General features: G+C 48.4%; 16 protein-coding genes and 1 rRNA gene. 12 read left to right on the top strand and 5 right to left on the bottom strand.

Translation table 11 applies throughout. The features are described from left to right. The first annotated feature begins 10 nt into the window (after positions 1–10). The 10 genes from rrf (at position 11) to J0A67_RS12470 (ending at position 9,592) form a co-directional block, all read left to right on the top strand. A 5S ribosomal RNA gene (rrf, locus tag J0A67_RS12515) occupies positions 11–122 on the top strand. Between the two features lie 296 nt (positions 123–418). After that, on the top strand, positions 419–1,045 hold the full coding sequence (locus J0A67_RS12510) for a hypothetical protein (RefSeq protein WP_206569663.1): 627 nt from the start codon (positions 419–421) through the stop codon (positions 1,043–1,045). 67 nt (positions 1,046–1,112) lie between these two features. Beyond that, on the top strand, positions 1,113–3,542 hold the full coding sequence (locus J0A67_RS12505; protein ID WP_206569662.1) for a heavy metal translocating P-type ATPase: 2,430 nt from the start codon (positions 1,113–1,115) through the stop codon (positions 3,540–3,542). Between the two features lies 1 nt (position 3,543). Continuing rightward, positions 3,544–3,732 carry a cbb3-type cytochrome oxidase assembly protein CcoS gene (ccoS, locus tag J0A67_RS12500; RefSeq protein WP_206569661.1) on the top strand — a complete coding sequence of 63 codons (189 nt, stop codon included), beginning with the start codon at positions 3,544–3,546 and terminating at the stop codon, positions 3,730–3,732. Beyond that, positions 3,725–5,860, top strand: a complete 2,136-nt coding sequence (ccoN, locus tag J0A67_RS12495) for a cytochrome-c oxidase, cbb3-type subunit I (RefSeq protein ID WP_206569660.1) — start codon at positions 3,725–3,727, stop codon at positions 5,858–5,860. The genes ccoS and ccoN overlap by 8 nt, the downstream gene beginning before the upstream one ends. A gap of 12 nt (positions 5,861–5,872) precedes the next feature. Beyond that, positions 5,873–6,055, top strand: coding sequence for a cbb3-type cytochrome c oxidase subunit 3 (locus tag J0A67_RS12490; RefSeq protein ID WP_206569659.1), 183 nt, complete (start codon positions 5,873–5,875; stop codon positions 6,053–6,055). Further along, entirely contained in the window at positions 6,052–6,975 is a 924-nt protein-coding gene (locus J0A67_RS12485; protein WP_206569658.1) for a cbb3-type cytochrome c oxidase N-terminal domain-containing protein, read from the top strand. Before J0A67_RS12490 ends, J0A67_RS12485 begins: the two co-directional genes overlap by 4 nt. A 51-nt stretch (positions 6,976–7,026) precedes the next feature. Further along, positions 7,027–8,457, top strand: a complete 1,431-nt coding sequence (gene ccoG, locus J0A67_RS12480) for a cytochrome c oxidase accessory protein CcoG (protein WP_206569657.1) — start codon at positions 7,027–7,029, stop codon at positions 8,455–8,457. A gap of 5 nt (positions 8,458–8,462) precedes the next feature. After that, on the top strand, positions 8,463–8,888 hold the full coding sequence (locus tag J0A67_RS12475) for a FixH family protein (protein ID WP_206569656.1): 426 nt from the start codon (positions 8,463–8,465) through the stop codon (positions 8,886–8,888). Then, positions 8,888–9,592, top strand: a complete 705-nt coding sequence (locus J0A67_RS12470) for a sulfite exporter TauE/SafE family protein (protein WP_206569655.1) — start codon at positions 8,888–8,890, stop codon at positions 9,590–9,592. The genes J0A67_RS12475 and J0A67_RS12470 overlap by 1 nt, the downstream gene beginning before the upstream one ends. Here the strand turns inward: J0A67_RS12470 and hemN are convergent, their stop codons facing one another. From hemN to J0A67_RS12450, 4 genes are all read right to left on the bottom strand, one after another. Further along, positions 9,593–10,951 carry an oxygen-independent coproporphyrinogen III oxidase gene (gene hemN / locus J0A67_RS12465; protein ID WP_206569654.1) on the bottom strand — a complete coding sequence of 453 codons (1,359 nt, stop codon included), beginning with the start codon at positions 10,949–10,951 and terminating at the stop codon, positions 9,593–9,595. Between the two features lie 114 nt (positions 10,952–11,065). Further along, entirely contained in the window at positions 11,066–12,109 is a 1,044-nt protein-coding gene (locus J0A67_RS12460; protein ID WP_206569653.1) for a vWA domain-containing protein, read from the bottom strand. Next, entirely contained in the window at positions 12,090–12,986 is an 897-nt protein-coding gene (locus tag J0A67_RS12455; RefSeq protein ID WP_206569652.1) for a hypothetical protein, read from the bottom strand. Before J0A67_RS12455 ends, J0A67_RS12460 begins: the two co-directional genes overlap by 20 nt. Continuing rightward, positions 12,979–13,857 (bottom strand): DUF58 domain-containing protein, encoded by an 879-nt coding sequence (locus J0A67_RS12450; RefSeq protein ID WP_206569651.1) that lies wholly within the window; start codon positions 13,855–13,857, stop codon positions 12,979–12,981. The genes J0A67_RS12455 and J0A67_RS12450 overlap by 8 nt, the downstream gene beginning before the upstream one ends. Before the next feature lie 105 nt (positions 13,858–13,962). Between J0A67_RS12450 and J0A67_RS12445 the strand changes: the two genes are divergently transcribed. After that, positions 13,963–14,316 (top strand): DUF4296 domain-containing protein, encoded by a 354-nt coding sequence (locus tag J0A67_RS12445; protein ID WP_206569650.1) that lies wholly within the window; start codon positions 13,963–13,965, stop codon positions 14,314–14,316. Then, positions 14,316–16,703 (top strand): endonuclease MutS2, encoded by a 2,388-nt coding sequence (locus J0A67_RS12440; RefSeq protein ID WP_206569649.1) that lies wholly within the window; start codon positions 14,316–14,318, stop codon positions 16,701–16,703. The genes J0A67_RS12445 and J0A67_RS12440 overlap by 1 nt, the downstream gene beginning before the upstream one ends. Positions 16,704–16,748: 45 nt before the next feature. Here J0A67_RS12440 and J0A67_RS12435 read toward each other — a convergent pair whose 3' ends face one another. Then, positions 16,749–17,222, bottom strand: a complete 474-nt coding sequence (locus tag J0A67_RS12435) for a DUF5004 domain-containing protein (RefSeq protein ID WP_206569648.1) — start codon at positions 17,220–17,222, stop codon at positions 16,749–16,751. Positions 17,223–17,225 lie beyond the last annotated feature (3 nt).

Here is a 17,225-nt window from a genome sequence, read left to right as displayed (position 1 = left end):
TACTTACAATTTAGGCGGCCTAGCGCAGGGGTCCCACCTCTTCCCATCCCGAACAGAGAAGTTAAGCCCTGCAGCGCCGATGGTACTGGGGTTACACCCGGGAGAGTAGGTCGCCGCCACATTATTCCAAACCCTTTCAGGAAACTGAAAGGGTTTTTTGCGTTGGGGGAGGCTGAAGGAGCTGAATCCCATGATTTTTTTGAGTTCGGCCAGAAAGACTTTTTTATAGCGAAGGCAATCTGCCTTTGAGCAAATGTGACATGTGTTTTTGGTTCACAAATGCTCCGTCTTAGATTCCAACAATCCCTCCCTTCGGATGGGATATTGAAATAAACCCTGATTTTTATCAGTATTGATGCCTGCATACGTCAGGACTCCCTAGCTGCGCGGCCTCTATTTTTGAGTATAGTTTTCGGCCATGGAATTAAATATACCCCACACCTTTCGACTAGAGTTTCCAGAAGATTTGATCCAGGGATTCTATTGCAAGGTGCTGTCAGAAACATTTCAACCGGAGTCACCAAAAAGTAGCTTTTGCCCCGGAGACATTGTCCCAACCCTGGTAACGGCAGACTTATTCAAAACCCTAAATTGGCTGCAAAGTGAGAGCCTACAGAATTCCCCGGATCTTGAGTTTCCAGGTATTCCGCTCCTGTTGTTTTCCCGGGCCTTTTCTACCGGCCATTTGCTGTTTCATTATGACGGGACATCCAACTCGACTGAATTGATCAGGAATTTTATATCCCTGTTTGGGAATTTAGTGCAAAACAGCAAGGCAACAATCATTTCTCCCAGTTTTATACCAAAATCCAAGATCAGGGAGGAGCAGGAGGTCATCCAATTGGTGGCCTCTTCGGTGGCGGAGACAAGTTTTATCAAGTTCAATTTTACGAGGATTGGGGATTTCTGGTCATACGGGATGAAGCATGGCTGTACGTTGTTGGTGACGTCCAGACATTACCAAGAGGACCTGTTGAGACTTCTTTTGCAATTTTTTGACCGAAAGGCAATCAACCATCCCCTTTCATTTTATCTGTCAGTCTAGCAGCGATGAGGGAAAAACGCAATCATGCCAAAAAACCTTGTCGGGTGATTTTCAAAAGGCCATTGAGATGAATCAGATCTTTCCAACCCACACCGATTCCAAGTGCTTTCACTGCGGAGAAGACTGCGAACTCGAACCCATTCGCTTTGACGGAAAGGAGTTCTGCTGCCAAGGATGTAAGCTGGTATATGAAGTTTTGGCACAAAACGATCTCTGCGAGTTCTATACTTTGGATTCCAATCCCGGGAAAAGCCAGAAAGGAAATTTCAAACAGAAGAACCGTTTTGACTACCTCGATGACCCCGAGGTTGTTGGGAAGATATTCGATTTTAGGAACGAGACGGAAAGTCACATCACATTTTACGTTCCTCAGATTCATTGCAGTTCTTGTATCTGGTTGTTGGAAAATCTCTTTCAGATCAATTCCGCTATTGTGGGGAGCAGAGTTGATTTTATCAAGAGGAAAGTTCAGATCAAATTTCTTCATGAACGGATCAGCCTCAAGGAAGTGGTCAACTTGCTTTCAGTCCTTGGCTATGAGCCCAACCTGAAACTCTCTGACCTTAGTCAAGAAAAGACAAGCCACTTGGATCGCAGGACATTGACCAAGCTTGGTGTAGCCGGATTTTGCTTTGGAAACATGATGCTGTTCAGCATTCCCGAATATTTTTCGGAGGCGAAACTGCTCGGCCAGGACTTTAAGGGACTATTTGACTACCTCAATGTCCTCTTGGCTCTTCCGATCGTTTTTTATGCTGCAAGCGATTACTATCTGTCGGCATGGCATGCTGTCCGACATCGAAAAATGAACATGGATGTGCCCATAGTACTCGGGATTTTCGCTTTCTTTTTATACTCCCTCTGGGAGATTTTCACGCAGGGAAATGCGGGATATCTGGACAGCTTGGGCGGTTTGCTTTTCTTTTTGCTGCTAGGAAAGATATATCAACAGAAGACTTTCGCTACGCTAGAATTTGATAGAGACTACAAGGCCTACTTTCCGATCGCGGTGACCCGGGTATCCAAAGACACGGAGGAGGTTGTTCCTCTGACCAAGGTCAGACTCGGAGATGTGCTGCTGGTGAGGAACGAGGAGTTGGTACCTGCGGATTCCGTTCTTTTGGACAGACAGGCAAATATCGACTATAGTTTCGTCACCGGAGAGGAAGTGCCGGTGCCAGTGCAAAAAGGAGACCTGATCTACGCAGGAGGAAGGCAAAGGGGAGAGGCCGTACTCCTGACCGTACAGAAACTTCCCTCACAAAGCTATCTAACCGACCTATGGAACAATGGGGAAAACAAGAATCTGAACTCCAGATTATTGGAACCCTTGGCAAACCGAATATCCGGTGTATTTACCTGGACAGTCTTGGCCATTGCGGTGATCGCATTTGGCTATTGGATCAGCCGGGATGCCTCGGTCGCCGTCAAGGCATTTACCACCGTACTGATCGTTTCCTGTCCTTGTGCTCTTTCCATGTCGACTCCTTTCACACTAGGCAATACGTTGAGGATTTTTGGAAAGGCGAAGTTTTACCTGAAAAATGCTTCCGTGGTCGAAAAACTTGCCCTGGTCGACACGCTGGTCTTCGACAAGACGGGAACTTTGACAAATCCGTCCCGAGCTTCCATTGAATATTTTGGCGAAAATCTCACTTCAGAAACCAAATCGATCATCAAGGGAATGGTCAGGCAATCCACTCACCCCCTTAGCAACCGAATCAGTCAATGGCTCGGGAGCCAAGAAGTAGAAGTGCTTTCGGAGGTAAGGGAGGCGCAAGGAGCGGGGCTTGAATCGCTACATAAGGGACAGCTGTTTCGGCTAGGGTCAAGGGAATTTGCAGGTGTCGGAAAAGATGAACCTAATGATGTTGGTAATTTTGTTTACCTGAGTGTCGAGGGAGTCTTCTTGGGTTATTTTCTTATCCGCTCAGGGCTTCGCGAAAGCGCGCCAGAAGTAGTCAGCTCTCTTTCAAAGGAGTTCGAACTCCATGTGCTTTCCGGAGATCAGGATCACGAAAGAGATACGCTGACCAAGAGGCTTGCCTCCGATATCCGATACAACTTCAACCAAAGTCCGTCTGATAAACTCAATTATCTCAAAGAGCTCAATAGCAGCGGAAGTCAAACCTTGATGCTTGGTGATGGACTGAACGATGCTGGGGCGCTGCGGGAAAGTCATGTCGGTGTGGCTATCACGGATCAGGTTAGCCATTTTTCCCCGGCCAGCGATGCGATTCTGGATTCGGAATCCTTTTCAAAAATCCCCAATTTTTTGGCTTTCGCGAGAGATAGCCGACTGATTATCAAGCTGAACTTTGGGTTGAGCTTCCTCTACAATGCGCTGGGTTTGAGCTTGGCTGTGCAGGGCTATTTGAGCCCTGTGCTATGCGCCGTCCTGATGCCCCTGAGCAGCATATCGGTGGTGGTATTTTCCACTTTGGCTACCCATATCATGGGGATTCGCAAGGGATTAATTCACTTAAACAAGCATTAATATGGAAGTCATCTTTCTTTTAATAGGCATCAGTTTAGTTCTGGCAGTCACGTTTTTGGTTCTCTTTTTCAGAGCTATGAAAGGCGGACAGTTTGACGACGACTATACGCCATCCGTGAGGATACTATTCGAGAACCAGCCAAAAAAAACAATAAAAGATCAACCGAAAAAATCAAAAACCTATGAATGATTCTACTTTGGAACGGTTTTACTATGACAATAAAATTGTCAAGTACTTCAGCGCGGCGACCGTCATCTGGGGGCTTGTAGGGATGCTGGTGGGGCTTCTGGCAGCTACCCAGCTTTTCCTGCCCGAGGCCAATTTGGGAAACCCTTACACTACGTTTGGCAGAATACGACCCCTACACACGAACGCTGTTATTTTCGCGTTTGTGGGCAATGCCATCTTTGCGGGTGTCTACTACTCCATGCCCCGCTTGCTCAAGACTCCGATGTGGAAGGAGTCCCTCAGCTGGTTCCATTTTTGGGGCTGGCAATTGATCATTCTGTCGGCCGCTATCACCCTTCCGCTCGGCCTTACCACATCCAAGGAATACGCGGAGTTGGAATGGCCGATTGATATTGCGATTGCCTTGGTTTGGGTGGCTTTCGGTGCTAATATGATCGGTACCCTAATCAACCGGAGGGAGCGACACATGTACGTGGCTATTTGGTTTTACCTTGGCTCTCTTGTTACGGTCGCGGTGTTGCACATCTTCAACTCCTTTGAACTTCCCGTTACTTTTTTCAAAAGCTATTCCGCCTATGCCGGCGTGCAGGACGCCCTGGTACAGTGGTGGTACGGCCACAATGCCGTTGCATTCTTTTTGACCACTCCGTTTTTGGGCATGATGTACTATTTTCTTCCAAAAGCAGCAAATAGGCCAGTCTATTCCTACAAGCTTTCAATCATCCACTTCTGGTCCCTGATCTTTATCTACATGTGGGCTGGACCCCATCACCTCCTCTATACTGCGCTACCTGAGTGGGCTCAGGTGTTGGGAACAGTGTTTTCCGTGATGTTGATTGCCCCATCTTGGGGAGGAATGGTCAACGGTCTTTTGACCCTGCGCGGGGCTTGGGATAAAGTGCGGACTGAGCCTGTCTTGAAATTCATGGTCGTAGCCGTCACTGCGTATGGGATGGCCACTTTTGAAGGTCCTATGCTTTCCCTCAAAAATGTGAACGCGATCGCGCACTATACCGATTGGATCGTGGGGCACGTTCACATCGGTGGCTTGGGTTGGAATGGGTTCCTGACCTTTGGCATGCTGTATTGGATGTGGCCAAGACTGTTCAAGACAAGCCTTTATTCTACCAAGCTCGCCAACACACACTTCTGGCTGGGGACCTTGGGAATCATATTCTACGCGCTTCCGCTTTATGTTTCTGGCTTGACTCAATTCCTGATGCTCAAGGAATTTAATGAGGCAGGAAGGTTGGCCTATCCTAACTTCTTAGAAACAGTTATCCAGATTGTGCCCATGTACATGCTTCGAGCTTTGGGAGGTCTGATGTATTTGAGCGGTGCGGTGATCATGGTTTACAACATGTGGATGACTTCAAAGCAGGGGACCTTCGCACCAACGGAAGAGGATCAGGCTCCAGCATTGACCAGATCCTATCATGAAGCAGGGGAGTTTTGGCACAGAGCCTGGGAGAGAAAGCCGATCTTTTTCACGGTGCTGGCAACGGTAGCCATAGCGATTGGTGGGGCCATAGAGATTATTCCCACACTCTTGATCAAGTCAAATGTGCCGACCATTGCTGCCGTCAAACCATACACACCTCTGGAGCTGGAGGGACGCGACCTGTACATCGCCAATGGCTGCGTGGGCTGTCATTCCCAAATGATTCGCCCGTTCCGCTCTGAGACCGAACGATATGGGGAGTATTCCAAAGCAGGAGAGTTTGTCTATGATCGACCTTTCCTTTGGGGATCCAAGCGAACCGGGCCGGATTTGCACCGAGTCGGTGGAAAATATCCGGACAGCTGGCATTACCACCATATGGTGGATCCCCGCTCCATGTCCCCAGGCTCTCTGATGCCGCCATATCCGTGGTTGACAACCAATGAATTGGATATCTCGGACTTGCCTGCGAAGATCAGAACACTTCAAAAATTGGGAGTGCCTTATGTGGAAGGCTTTGATCTAGCCGCGACAGCGGAATATGAAAAACAGGCGGCCCAAGTTGTTGCCAATCTGAAAGATGCCGGAGTGGAAGTTGCCCCGAATACAGAGATCGTCGCGCTTATTGCCTATCTCCAACGATTGGGAACTGATATCAAGCAAAAGCCAACAGCTGCTAACCAATAAACAACTGAAGCCATGTATAAAGAAATATTAAGGTCTATCGAAAATATAGAGATCTACCCAATCATTTCGCTGATCATCTTCCTGCTGTTTTTTGTGGGAGTCTTTATCTGGGTGGTGAGAACGCCACATGAACATATCAAACACATGGAAAACCTTCCTTTGGACGACAACGATTCAAACCCTCGCCACCCATGAAAAAAACGTTCGCAATACTTGCTCTTTTTGGCCTGAGCTCATTTCCGGTTTTGGCCCAGACTGAAAACTCCGAATGGTTTGCCCAGATGCAGGCCATGGATTCGGGGCAATTGACACTCCTTACTATTTTGGGGATGGTTCTTCTAGTAATCGTTATCCTGCTTGTTTTGATGGTGTACCTTATGTCTTTCATCGCCGAGGTGCTTCGAAGAGAAAATCCCGAGCTGGCCAGCGAGCCGCGTTGGTGGGACAGTTTCAAAGAGCGCTATGTCACGGGCAAAGTGGACGCAGTGGGTGGAAAAGAAGAAAAAGCGAAGCTGATGAGCGACCATTCCTACGATGGCATCACCGAGCTGGACAACTTTATGCCGCCTTGGCTGCAGTGGGTGTTTATCGGTACCATACTATTTGCAATAGTCTATTTTGTCAATTATTCGGTGCTGGGCAATGGCCCCACGGGAGTTGAAGAATATCAGGAGGAGATGAGACTCGAGGCAATCGCCGCCGACCTCAGGAAGGCCAACCAAGCAGCGGCCATCGATGAAAACACCGTAGTCTTCGATGAGTCGGCTACTGCGGTGAGTGCTGGGAAGACCCTATTCGAAACCAACTGTGCTGCCTGCCACGCGGCCGACGGAGGTGGGGGAGTCGGGCCAAACCTTACCGACGAGTACTGGCTTCACGGTGGTTCGATCAAGGAAGTCTTTACGGTGGTCAAATACGGTGTCATCGAGAAAGGCATGATTCCTTGGCAGGACCAGCTTAGTCCGGAAGAAATCCAGCAGGTATCCTCCTACATCCTAACGCTGAAAGGCACCACTCCTGCCAATCCTAAAGCGCCGCAGGGTGAGCCCTTTTCGGCGTCTCCGGCAGAAGCGGCGCCGATGTCGGACAGTACCACAGTGGTAGCGTCGCTCTAGTAAAAATACCTACTGCCGGGGATTTTCCCCCGGCAGTAACCCAGTCGCACTATGGCTAAGAAGAATCAAAATCCCCACTTAAACCCGGAGACCTTCCGGGACGCACTGGCGTCTGTGCGGGATGACGGCAAAAGAAATTGGGTGTACCCAAAAAAGGTCAAGGGTTTTTTCCACCGCTATAGAACCTATCTCTCTTGGATTTTGCTGGCCATCCTTTTTGCCGGACCATTTATTAAGTTAGATGGACGCCCCTACATGCTCTTCAATATTTTTGAGCGGAAGTTCATCATCTTCGGGGCGGTATTCTGGCCTCAGGATACCCACCTCCTGATTTTTTTGCTGCTGATTTTGTTTGTCTTTGTGATCCTGTTCACGGTGGTGTTCGGACGGGTTTGGTGCGGTTGGGCCTGTCCGCAGACGCTTTTTATGGAGATGGTTTTTAGAAAAATGGAATACCTGATCGAGGGTGATGCAAATCAACAAAGAGCCTTGAACGAAGGACCTTGGACTACTGAAAAGATTTGGAAAAAAGGACTGAAATTCTCCATTTTCGCCATTTTTTCGCTGATCATAGGACATTTGGTGATGGCCTATTTGATTGGCGTGGATCAGGTGAGGGAAATTGTAACGCAGCCCCCTTCGGCAAATATGGCCGGCTTTCTCGGCCTGACGGCTTTCTCGGGCGTGTTTCTCTTTGTGTTTGCCTGGTTTAGGGAGCAGGCCTGTATTGTGGTATGTCCTTATGGACGATTGCAGGGCGTTCTTTTGGACAACAACAGCATCAACGTGATGTATGACTATGTGCGGGGTGAGCCTCGGGGGCCGATTCGCAAAAATTTTCTGGAGAACCCACCCAAAGGCGACTGCGTGGACTGCGGACTTTGTGTTCAAGTTTGTCCCACCGGGATTGATATCCGGAACGGAACCCAGATGGAATGCGTCAATTGCACCGCCTGCATCGATGCATGCGATGAGGTGATGCTTAAGGTGGAGCGTCCGACGGGACTCATTAGATATGCTTCCGAAAACAGTGTAAAGGAAGGCCATCAAAAGCTTTTTACCGGGAGGGTCAAAGGCTATTCGTTAGTACTTGCTGTGTTGGTGGCTGGATTTATAGCGTTGATTGCCACCCGAGATGAACTGGCGGGAACTATCACTCGATTTCCCGGCATGACCTTTCAAGAGCGGGAGGGTGGCAGAGTTTCCAACCTCTACAACATCACGTTAATCAATAAGACTTTTGAACCTCAACGAGTGGATATCCAAGCCATGGCCGATGGTATGGAAGTGGAGATCGTGGGGTCGAAGGAATGGATTTTGGAGCCCCAGACCAAGTTTGAAGGTAGATTTTTCTTGGTGAGAAGGCAGGCGGAAGTGACAGTCCCCCAGGAAAAAGTGACACTGAGCCTCTCAAGCGAAGGTAAGGGATTTGACGAAATTGAAACAAACTTTATGGCTCCGGTAGGAGTACCAAAACAGTAGCGCTTATGGATTGGGGAAAAGGAATTTTATTGACCATCATTGCCTTTGTGGGCTTTATCATGACTTTGGTGGTGATATCAGTGAGACAGGATGACATCCATCTGGTAACTGAGAATTATTACGAAAAAGAAATCAAATACCAAGATCAAATTGATAGGGAGTCTGCAAGTGCAAACTTGGATCGTGAAGTCTTGCAGTTTGATGCTCAGAGCAAGTCAATTCTTTTGGATCTGCCAGTAGGTGCCAAAGGAAGCCTCCAACTGTTTCGTCCGTCTGATGCCAGACTGGATCGAGAGTTTGAATTGGAAATCACGGATCTTGGGACGACCAGCGTCTCGCTGGGTCAATTGAAATCCGGCTATTGGAAAGTTCAGCTCACTTGGACGGAAGATGGTGTGGAGTTTTACCAGGAAAAGAAAATCAATCTCTGATGATTTGGACTGCCTTGGTTTTGGGATTTTTGGGATCATTCCATTGCATCGGAATGTGTGGCCCAATTGCCTTAGCTGTAGGCGGCAATGGATCAAAAACTTTTCTCTTCAATAAGATTGTCTATAATCTTGGGAGAAGCCTAACCTATTCAGGATTGGGACTGCTCGTAGGTAGCATAGGTTTTTCTTTTTCGCTTGCGGGCGTACAGCAGGGACTTTCCGTAGTTATGGGACTTATGGTCGTACTTTTATCATTTGCCTACAAAAAATCCGAAAAGATTTCTGCCCTTCCCTACCTCAATACATTGGTAACATGGATTAAAGGTAGGCTTTCTCGGTATCTCAGATCAGGAAGTAAGCTGGCATTTTTTACCACGGGTCTCGTGAATGGACTTCTACCCTGCGGGATGGTGTATATGGCACTCGTGGTGGCTATGGGTTTACAGGAGCCGCTTTTGGGCGCTGTCTACATGTTTTTTTTCGGCTTGGGTACCATTCCGATGCTTCTTGGCCTGATGGTATCGGGGAGCCTTCTTCCAGTCGCCCGCAGACAGCGATTGCAGCGCCTGATCCCATATTTAGGAGTTTTGATAGGGGTGATGCTTGTATTTCGGGGCTTGGGACTTGGGATACCCGGTTTGAGTCCAGAGCTAGCCGTCTTTGACTACGGTACCCAACAAGTGGAGATCACGATGTGTCGCTGATCAGATCGCTTTGCTAAACTGGGTTTTTGTCTCATTCTTCTCTAGCATTCTCAGGTCAAAGAGGGAGCAAACGTTACGCACTACACCCATCCCTTCCTCAGAGATCTGTATGTGTAGTCCGGTGGAGTTCAGCAATTCTTCATTTTCCATCTCCCGGATTGATTCAAGACTCGAAGCGGGGAGTTGATCCCAGATGGAGAATGGGACTTCGGCTTCTCCCCTGCAGATCAAATTCAAGATGACTTGCCGGACTCCGAGGTCGAATTCGGAGAGATGATGGCCTTTTACGATCGGGATTCTATCTTTGTCGATCTCCCGCTGATAGCATTCCACAGATTTTTCGTTTTGGGCAAATCCATACCAGACATCGCTGATACTACTGGCTCCCAAGCCCAACAACATCTTTGTAGCAAGCGTGGTGTATCCCATAAAGTTGCGATGTAGTTCTCCGGTTTTTTTTGCCAGACAAAGTGGGTCGTCGGGTAGGGCGAAATGATCCATTCCCACTTCCTCGTAGCCAAGTTCTAGCAATCTTTCTTTTCCAAATTCATACAAAGCCCTTTTTTCAGTTTCATCCGGAAGATAATTGTGATAGCTCTTTTGGGCAGGGAATGTCGAAGGCAGGTGCGCGTAGCTGTAGAAGGCAATCCGCTCAGGCTTGAGCTCCTCCACCTTATCAAAGGTGCTCGATAGAGTGGCCAAGGTTTGATGTGGTAATCCGTAGACCAGGTCAAAATTCACAGAACTGTAGCCGAGGTTTCTGGCATTATCGGTGGCTTCTTTTACCTTTTCAAAGGGTTGGATTCGATGGATTGCTTTTTGGACATCCAAATCAAAGTCCTGAATGCCATAGCTGACCCGGTCAAAGCCGAGCTTCGCCAAGGTGGCCAGGTGTTCGTAAGTGGTATTGTTGGGATGCCCTTCGAAGCTAAATACTTTCTTGGCGTTTTTGTCGGCGGATTCAAGAATAGTTGAAATCAGGAAACTGAGCGATTCTGGAGAAAAAAAAGTGGGCGTTCCTCCTCCCAAATGAATCGCCGAAATCTTCGGTTTTGACTGGAAGATGGCTAGGTACTTTTGCCATTCCTCCAATAGCGCCTGAATGTATGGAGTTTCGACTTGATGGTTTTTGGTGATGCGCTTATTGCAGCCGCAATAGGTGCAGAGACTTTCGCAAAAAGGGAGGTGGATATACAGACTGATTCCCTCCTCCTTTCCGAATTGATCGAAAGCTTTTCGGACCAAAACGTCCCAGTCTCTCTCAGTTACGTTGTTTTCCCAAAATGGTACACTTGGATAGGAGGTATAGCGGGGTACAGGCCGATTGTATTTTCGGATCAAGTCTGGGGATAGTGCCATTTGCGCTCGAATTTGACGCAAGGTGGAAAATCTATACAGACCAAACCCTGACAAGGATGGGCTAGAAAACTGACTTTTGTCAGGGCATGATTTTCAGGAATGTTTCCCGGGAGGCTAATCGAGCAGAAAGTTGTTGAAGAAAGTACTCTTCAAGGCAAGCCAGCCTAAGAAGAATAAGATCGCCCAGAACAAGTAAATTCGGTAGTAGTCCGAGGTTTCCTTGTAGCGGTTTTCGAGAATCTCGGCTTTTTCCAAAGTGTTTATCCTGTCAAAAACCTGCTGTAGTGTGTTTCCGTCCGACGCTCTGTAGAATTCCCCATTTCCGATCCGTGCGATCTCGCGGAGTGTCGTTTCGTCAAGGTAGCTTTGTACCATCTGGGGGCGGCCAAAAAAGTCCGTTCCATAGGGTACCATCCCGTCCTTTCCGACCGCTATCGTGTAGATCTTGATATCAAAGGCAGAAGCCAGTTGGGCTGCAAAAAGCGGGTCGACATTTCCTGCATTACTTTCCCCGTCAGAGAGTAGGATCATTACTTTGGAGGGCGTATCGCTTTCCTTCATCCGGTTGGTTCCTGCTGCTATGGCGGAGCCGATGGCGGTTCCTTTTGGCTCGATCATATCGAATGAGATATCCGAAATCATCGAGGTGAGCAGCTCATAGTCGTTAGTCAGGGGAGCGAGGGAATAGGCTTCACCCGCGAAGACCACCATGCCAATCCTATCCCCAAAACGCCCGTTGATAAAGTCAATCGCAGTATTTTTGGCGGCCTCGAGACGGTTGGGGGTAAAGTCCTGAAGATCCATGGATTCAGAGATATCCATAACCAATAGAATGTCGATGCCTTCGGTATACTGCTCCACCCGCTCATTGCTTCGCTGGGGTCGTGCCAAGGCGATGACGATGCCGATCAGTGCGAGGAAGAAAAAGCCGGTTGGGACCAGACGCAGATAGGTCCATGGGTTTCCCCGAGTGATCCGCTTGGGAAGGGAAAGTTCCAGAACTGGTTTTTTCAGGAATTTGATCGCCTTACGAATCAGAATCAGCACGGGAATAATCCACAGCAGATTGAGTAGAATGGGATTTTCCCATTCGTAGGTCTTGAATGTCTCCGGCAAAAACCAAGACCAGTCAAAAAATTCAGCGAGCTGCTCTCTCATTTCTGATTTGGGTTAGTTTTTCCTGATATTTTGTCCGCGCCACTTCCAAAAGATAATTGGTGGAAGTTTCCGAATTGGCCTCTTTTCCCGCATAGATGATCATGTCGATCGAGCGGAGCGCTGTGAAGATTTCCTGGTCTCCCAAGGCTTCCGAGATTTCGCTGGAAGTCCACTCTTGAAACGGCAGGTCGGTGATGGATTCCATGTAGCCCTTCCATAGCCCGATGACCTCATCAGCAAGCTCAAGAGCCGGGCTTTGGACCAGCAAGGCGGAAAGTTTTTTGAATTTTCGCTCAAATTGCACCCAGCGGAGTTTTTCCCGGTTTCGCTTAAAGATAGCCTTGATGCGTTTCGCAAAAAGCAAGGCAAATCCTCCCAGCAAGACAACTACTCCTCCGGTGATCAGCGCAGCTAGCAGCCAGTTGAAATTCTTTTCCAGCGGCTGATAGACGTTGTTATTCTGGAATACGGGCTGCTCCGGGATGGAGTCCAGCGTTAATTTTAGCTTTAGTTCCGCTTCATTGGAAAAATAGGTGACGCTATCGTATCGATTGAGTTCATAGGCAGGCAGGGAAAGGTATACACTGGGCTCCAAGGAGAAATTGGACACGTAGTATACCGCGCTGTCCACGGTGATGCCCTGGCTGGTCTGGGAGATAAAGGTTTTTTTCTCCAGCAGAACCAAGGGGGAGAAATCGAATGTGGAGTCGGGGAATACGAGCTGGGTAGTTTCTGGGTAGCGCGCCTTGAGCACAAATCCCACGCGCTCTCCCAACCGGGCAGAATCTTGGGTGAAATAGCCATTGATCTCAACACTTTGGGCCAAGGACGAAAAGCTCAATCCAAGGAGAAATAGAAGAATGCCGATTCTACCCACGCTTCATTCTTTTGTTTCTGTACTTAAACAGGTCGATCAAAGGCGCGACGATGTCCTGCGTGGTGTCTATTGCCAAGTAGTTGATCTGGTTTTTCTTGCAGATCTCTTTCAGATATTCCCGCTCAATGGTGAAGGTCTCGGATATTTTTTTGGAAAAGCTGCCAAAGGCGGTGTTTACCCAAGTAGTTTTACCTCGCTCCTTGTCAAAAATTGGGATAATCCCCAAGGCTGGCAAGGCTGATTCCCTGGGATCGGTCAGCTGGATGGCGACCACGTCGTGGCGCTCCGCCAGTGCACGAAAGGAACGCTCGTAGTCTTCGTCGATGAAATCTGAAATCACGATGATGATGCTCCGCTTTTTGATCAGGTTCAGGGCAAAGGAAAACATTCCGTTGAGGTCTGTTTTCAGGCTTTTGTTGATATGGTCGAAGATTCCGCGAATGATCTTCACGCCCTGCTTGCTTCCCTTGGACGGCAAAACCAGCTTTTCCTGTTGGTCAGAATAGGAAATCAATCCTATCTGGCTTCCCTCATAAACCGCCGCAAGGGTCAACACACCAGCGATCAGCTTGCCCTTGTCTATTTTTTTGTTGTCCTGCTGCCCGATATCCTGACTGCCAGAGATGTCCAAGAGAAAATAGACCGATTGCTCTTTGTCCTCGCGGAAGGTCTTGACAAAAGTGCCATGGCCCTTTGCAGAGACTTTCCATTCGATCGTGCGCACATCGTCGCCGTATTGATAGGGGCGCAGATCGTCAAATTCGAGCCCGGAACCCTTGAACAGCGACTGGTACTCTCCCTGCAGATGGTTGTTGGCCACCTTTCTGATCATAATTTCGTACTTCCTAAGCTTACTGAACAGCTGATCCATGCGGGCGATTTGAGCGGGCTAAGTTAAAGTCTTGAGTCGAATTATAAAATTTGCCAAAGGGAATCGGTTCGGACATTATCAGTTAAAAAAACCTAATTTTAGAGTGTGAAACGAATTCTTGCCTTACTTCTATTCCTGATTCCCCTCGTATCCTGCGACCGCAACTCACCACCTCCCGGGATCCTGTCCGAGGACGAGATGGTCAATGTCCTGATTGATATTCAGTTAACAGAGGGCATCGTAAGCACCTTGCCGATTGCCTATGACTCCTCTCACGTGCTTTATTCCCTTTTGGAGAAAGATGTATTTGAAAAACATGCCGTGCAGGATTCAGTATTCACCAAAAGTCTGTTATTCTACCTAGAAGATGCGGCGAAGATGGATAGAATCTATTCTAGAGTCATTGATTCCCTTTCCGCCCATGAATCAATTCCAAGAGATAGTTTGGATCTATTCTGATGCTATACCCCTCCAACCTTGAACAAAAAATAAACTTCGTCAAAATCAAGGATCTGCTTAAGGCAGAATGTACTTCTTCCTTGGGACAGGACTATGTAGACAAAGTTTCATTTTCTTCCGACTTTACGCTGGTGCAGCGTCTCCTTGATCAGACCGAAGAATTCAGGAAAATTCTGATTTCTGGAGAAGTTTTTCCCAGCTCCAACTTTACCAACCTCAATCCCTATCTTGAGAAAGCCAAGCTGCCGGGCGCATTCCTCGACCAAGAGGAATTTTATGAGGTGAAGCTCGCCTTGCAGACGCTGCGTTCCTGTGTGGTTTTTTTCCAGAAACACGGCGAAAGTTACCCTGTGCTGAGTGCACTTTTGGGGCTGTTGCTGGATCTTGACATGGGCCTGTTGAAGAACATAGACCAGATCATCGACGAAAAGGGCAAGATCCGAAGCAATGCCAGCAAGGAGCTTCAGCTTATCAGAGCCCAGCTGCTGTACGAGGAAGGGAGGCTGCGAAAGGTGATGGACCGAATATTCAAGGAAGCTCGTGCCAAGGGCCTCACACCGGATGACGCGGCGATGACTATACGAGGTGGCAGGATGGTAATTCCCGTGGCCGCCGAAAACAAGCGCAAACTCAGGGGTTTTATCCACGACGAATCGGCCACAGGCCAGACGGTTTTCATGGAGCCTGAGGAGGCATTGGATATCAACAACGAAATCCGGGACCTGGAGTACATGGAGCGACGCGAGATCATCCGTATTCTGACCAAACTGACCGATCAGCTTAGGCCTGCTATTCCGGCGTTGCGCAAGGCTACTAACTTTCTTGGCTTGATGGACTTTATCCGTGCCAAGGCCAAATTTGCGGAGAAGACGGACAGCTGCAAGCCTGAGCTGGTGAAAGAACGTACGCTAAACTGGACCCGTGCCAGGCACCCGATCTTGGAAATGGCGCTGAAAGCCCAGGGTAAAAAGATTGTGCCTTTGGATGTGAAGCTCGGAGGCCACGAACGCCTTTTGGTTATTTCCGGGCCGAACGCCGGAGGTAAGTCGGTGACTTTAAAAACCGTCGCATTGCTCCAATATATGCTCCAATGCGGATTGCTTATCCCCGTTCATCCGGACTCCAAAAGCTCATTATTCGACAATTTTTTCATCGATATCGGCGATGAGCAAAACCTGGAAAATGACCTGAGTACCTATAGCTCGCACTTGATGAGCATGAAGCACTTCACCCAGTTTGCCAACAAGAAGACGATCCTGTTCATAGATGAATTTGGAACTGGCACAGAGCCGCAATTTGGAGGCGCGATTGCAGAATCCATTTTGCTTTCGCTTAACAAACTTGGAGCTTTTGGCATTGTGACCACCCACTATGGGAATTTGAAGCAGGCGGCCAACAAAAACCAGGGTTTGGTCAACGGCGCAATGCGATACGATGTGGATCGGCTAGAACCGCTTTACCAGCTGGAGATAGGAAAGCCAGGCTCTTCTTTCGCACTTGAAATCGCTTCGAAAATCGGGCTTTCGAAAGAAATCCTCGCGTATGCCAAAGAGCATATTGGAGAGGAACGCGTGAGATACGATAGGCTTTTAACCCAGCTTGAAAACGAGAAAAACCAATATTCGGTATTGCTGAAGGAGGTCAAGGAAAAGGACAAATTGCTTCAGACTCGTCTCAAGGAATACAATCAGCTCAAGGAAACGATAGAGCTTACCAAGAAGCGCTACCTCCAAGAGGCCAAGCAGGAGGCCCAGTCTCTGCTGGATCAGACCAACAAAAAAATCGAAGCGACCATCCGTGAGATTCGGGAGAAGAAGGCCGATAAAGAAGTTACCAAGCAGGTAAGACAGGAGTTGGAAGAGTTCAAAAAGGTGGTCAAGCCGGAAAAAACAGCGGTGAAGGATCCTGAAATCGTCGTGCTAGGGGGCAAGATAGAGACGGGAGACTGGGTAAGGCTGAAGGACAACGGCGCCGTGGCTGAGGTGGTAGCGATAAAAAACAAGGACGTCGAGATCGCCATCGGAGATCTCAAGTCCAACGTGAAGCTATCGCGACTGGAGAAGATCTCCAAAACCGAAGTTAAGAAGGAGCTCAAGGCAGTGGAGCGACGAAGCAACTACAACACCAACGAAAAGATGATGGACTTTTCTCCAAATCTTGATCTTCGTGGAAAAAGAGGGGAGGAGATCTTGGCCCTGATCCAGACATTCATCGATGAGGGCTATATGCTCGGGGTAAAGGATCTGCGAATCGTGCATGGCAAGGGAGATGGCATACTCCGTGAAATCACACGAAACCTTCTGCGATCTATGCCGCAAGTAGGCAGAATGGAAGATGAGCATGCCGACAGGGGCGGCGCAGGAGTGACCTTGATTACCCTAAAATAAAAAAGGGGAGTCGTTTAGGACTCCCCTTTTTTGCACGGCAAAAGCCTATTTTTTTACCAAATCGAATACATAGTCTCCTGCTACGGCGTTTACCCTAGCCCCTGGAGCGGGAATGGAAAAAACTAATTTCAGGTTGTCACCCGATTGGGTAAAGGACATTTCACGGGTTGCAGCGGGTTTGGATCCGCTCAGCGTGATCTTGTCGAAATTAGACCCGGCAAAAGACCAAGTTCCACTTGCGTCAAAAAGATCGTCACTGTTTTTCGAGGTGTAGGTTTTGGAAGAAGTAGAGATGAGCGTGAGCTCAAACGTCGCGTACTCGCTGGTCACATCGGCTCCTCCTTTGGTGACTTTTCCCCCTCCGGTGGTGGTCCAAGTTTGCGTGCCCGAACCAGTCAAGGCTTCGGTGGCTATTTCTTCCGCCGTTTTAGGAGGGGCTGGAGTTGGGTCGTCTCCGCAGGATTGGACTCCCACTGTAATCAGTATCAATGCCGCTACTTTCCAAAGATTCAATCTCATAAA

Source organism: Algoriphagus aestuariicola (assembly GCF_017254835.1).
GTDB classification, from domain to species: Bacteria; Bacteroidota; Bacteroidia; order Cytophagales; family Cyclobacteriaceae; genus Algoriphagus; species Algoriphagus aestuariicola.
The sequence above is the reverse complement of the archived record's forward strand: the minus strand, read 5'-3'. Positions and strand labels throughout refer to the sequence as shown.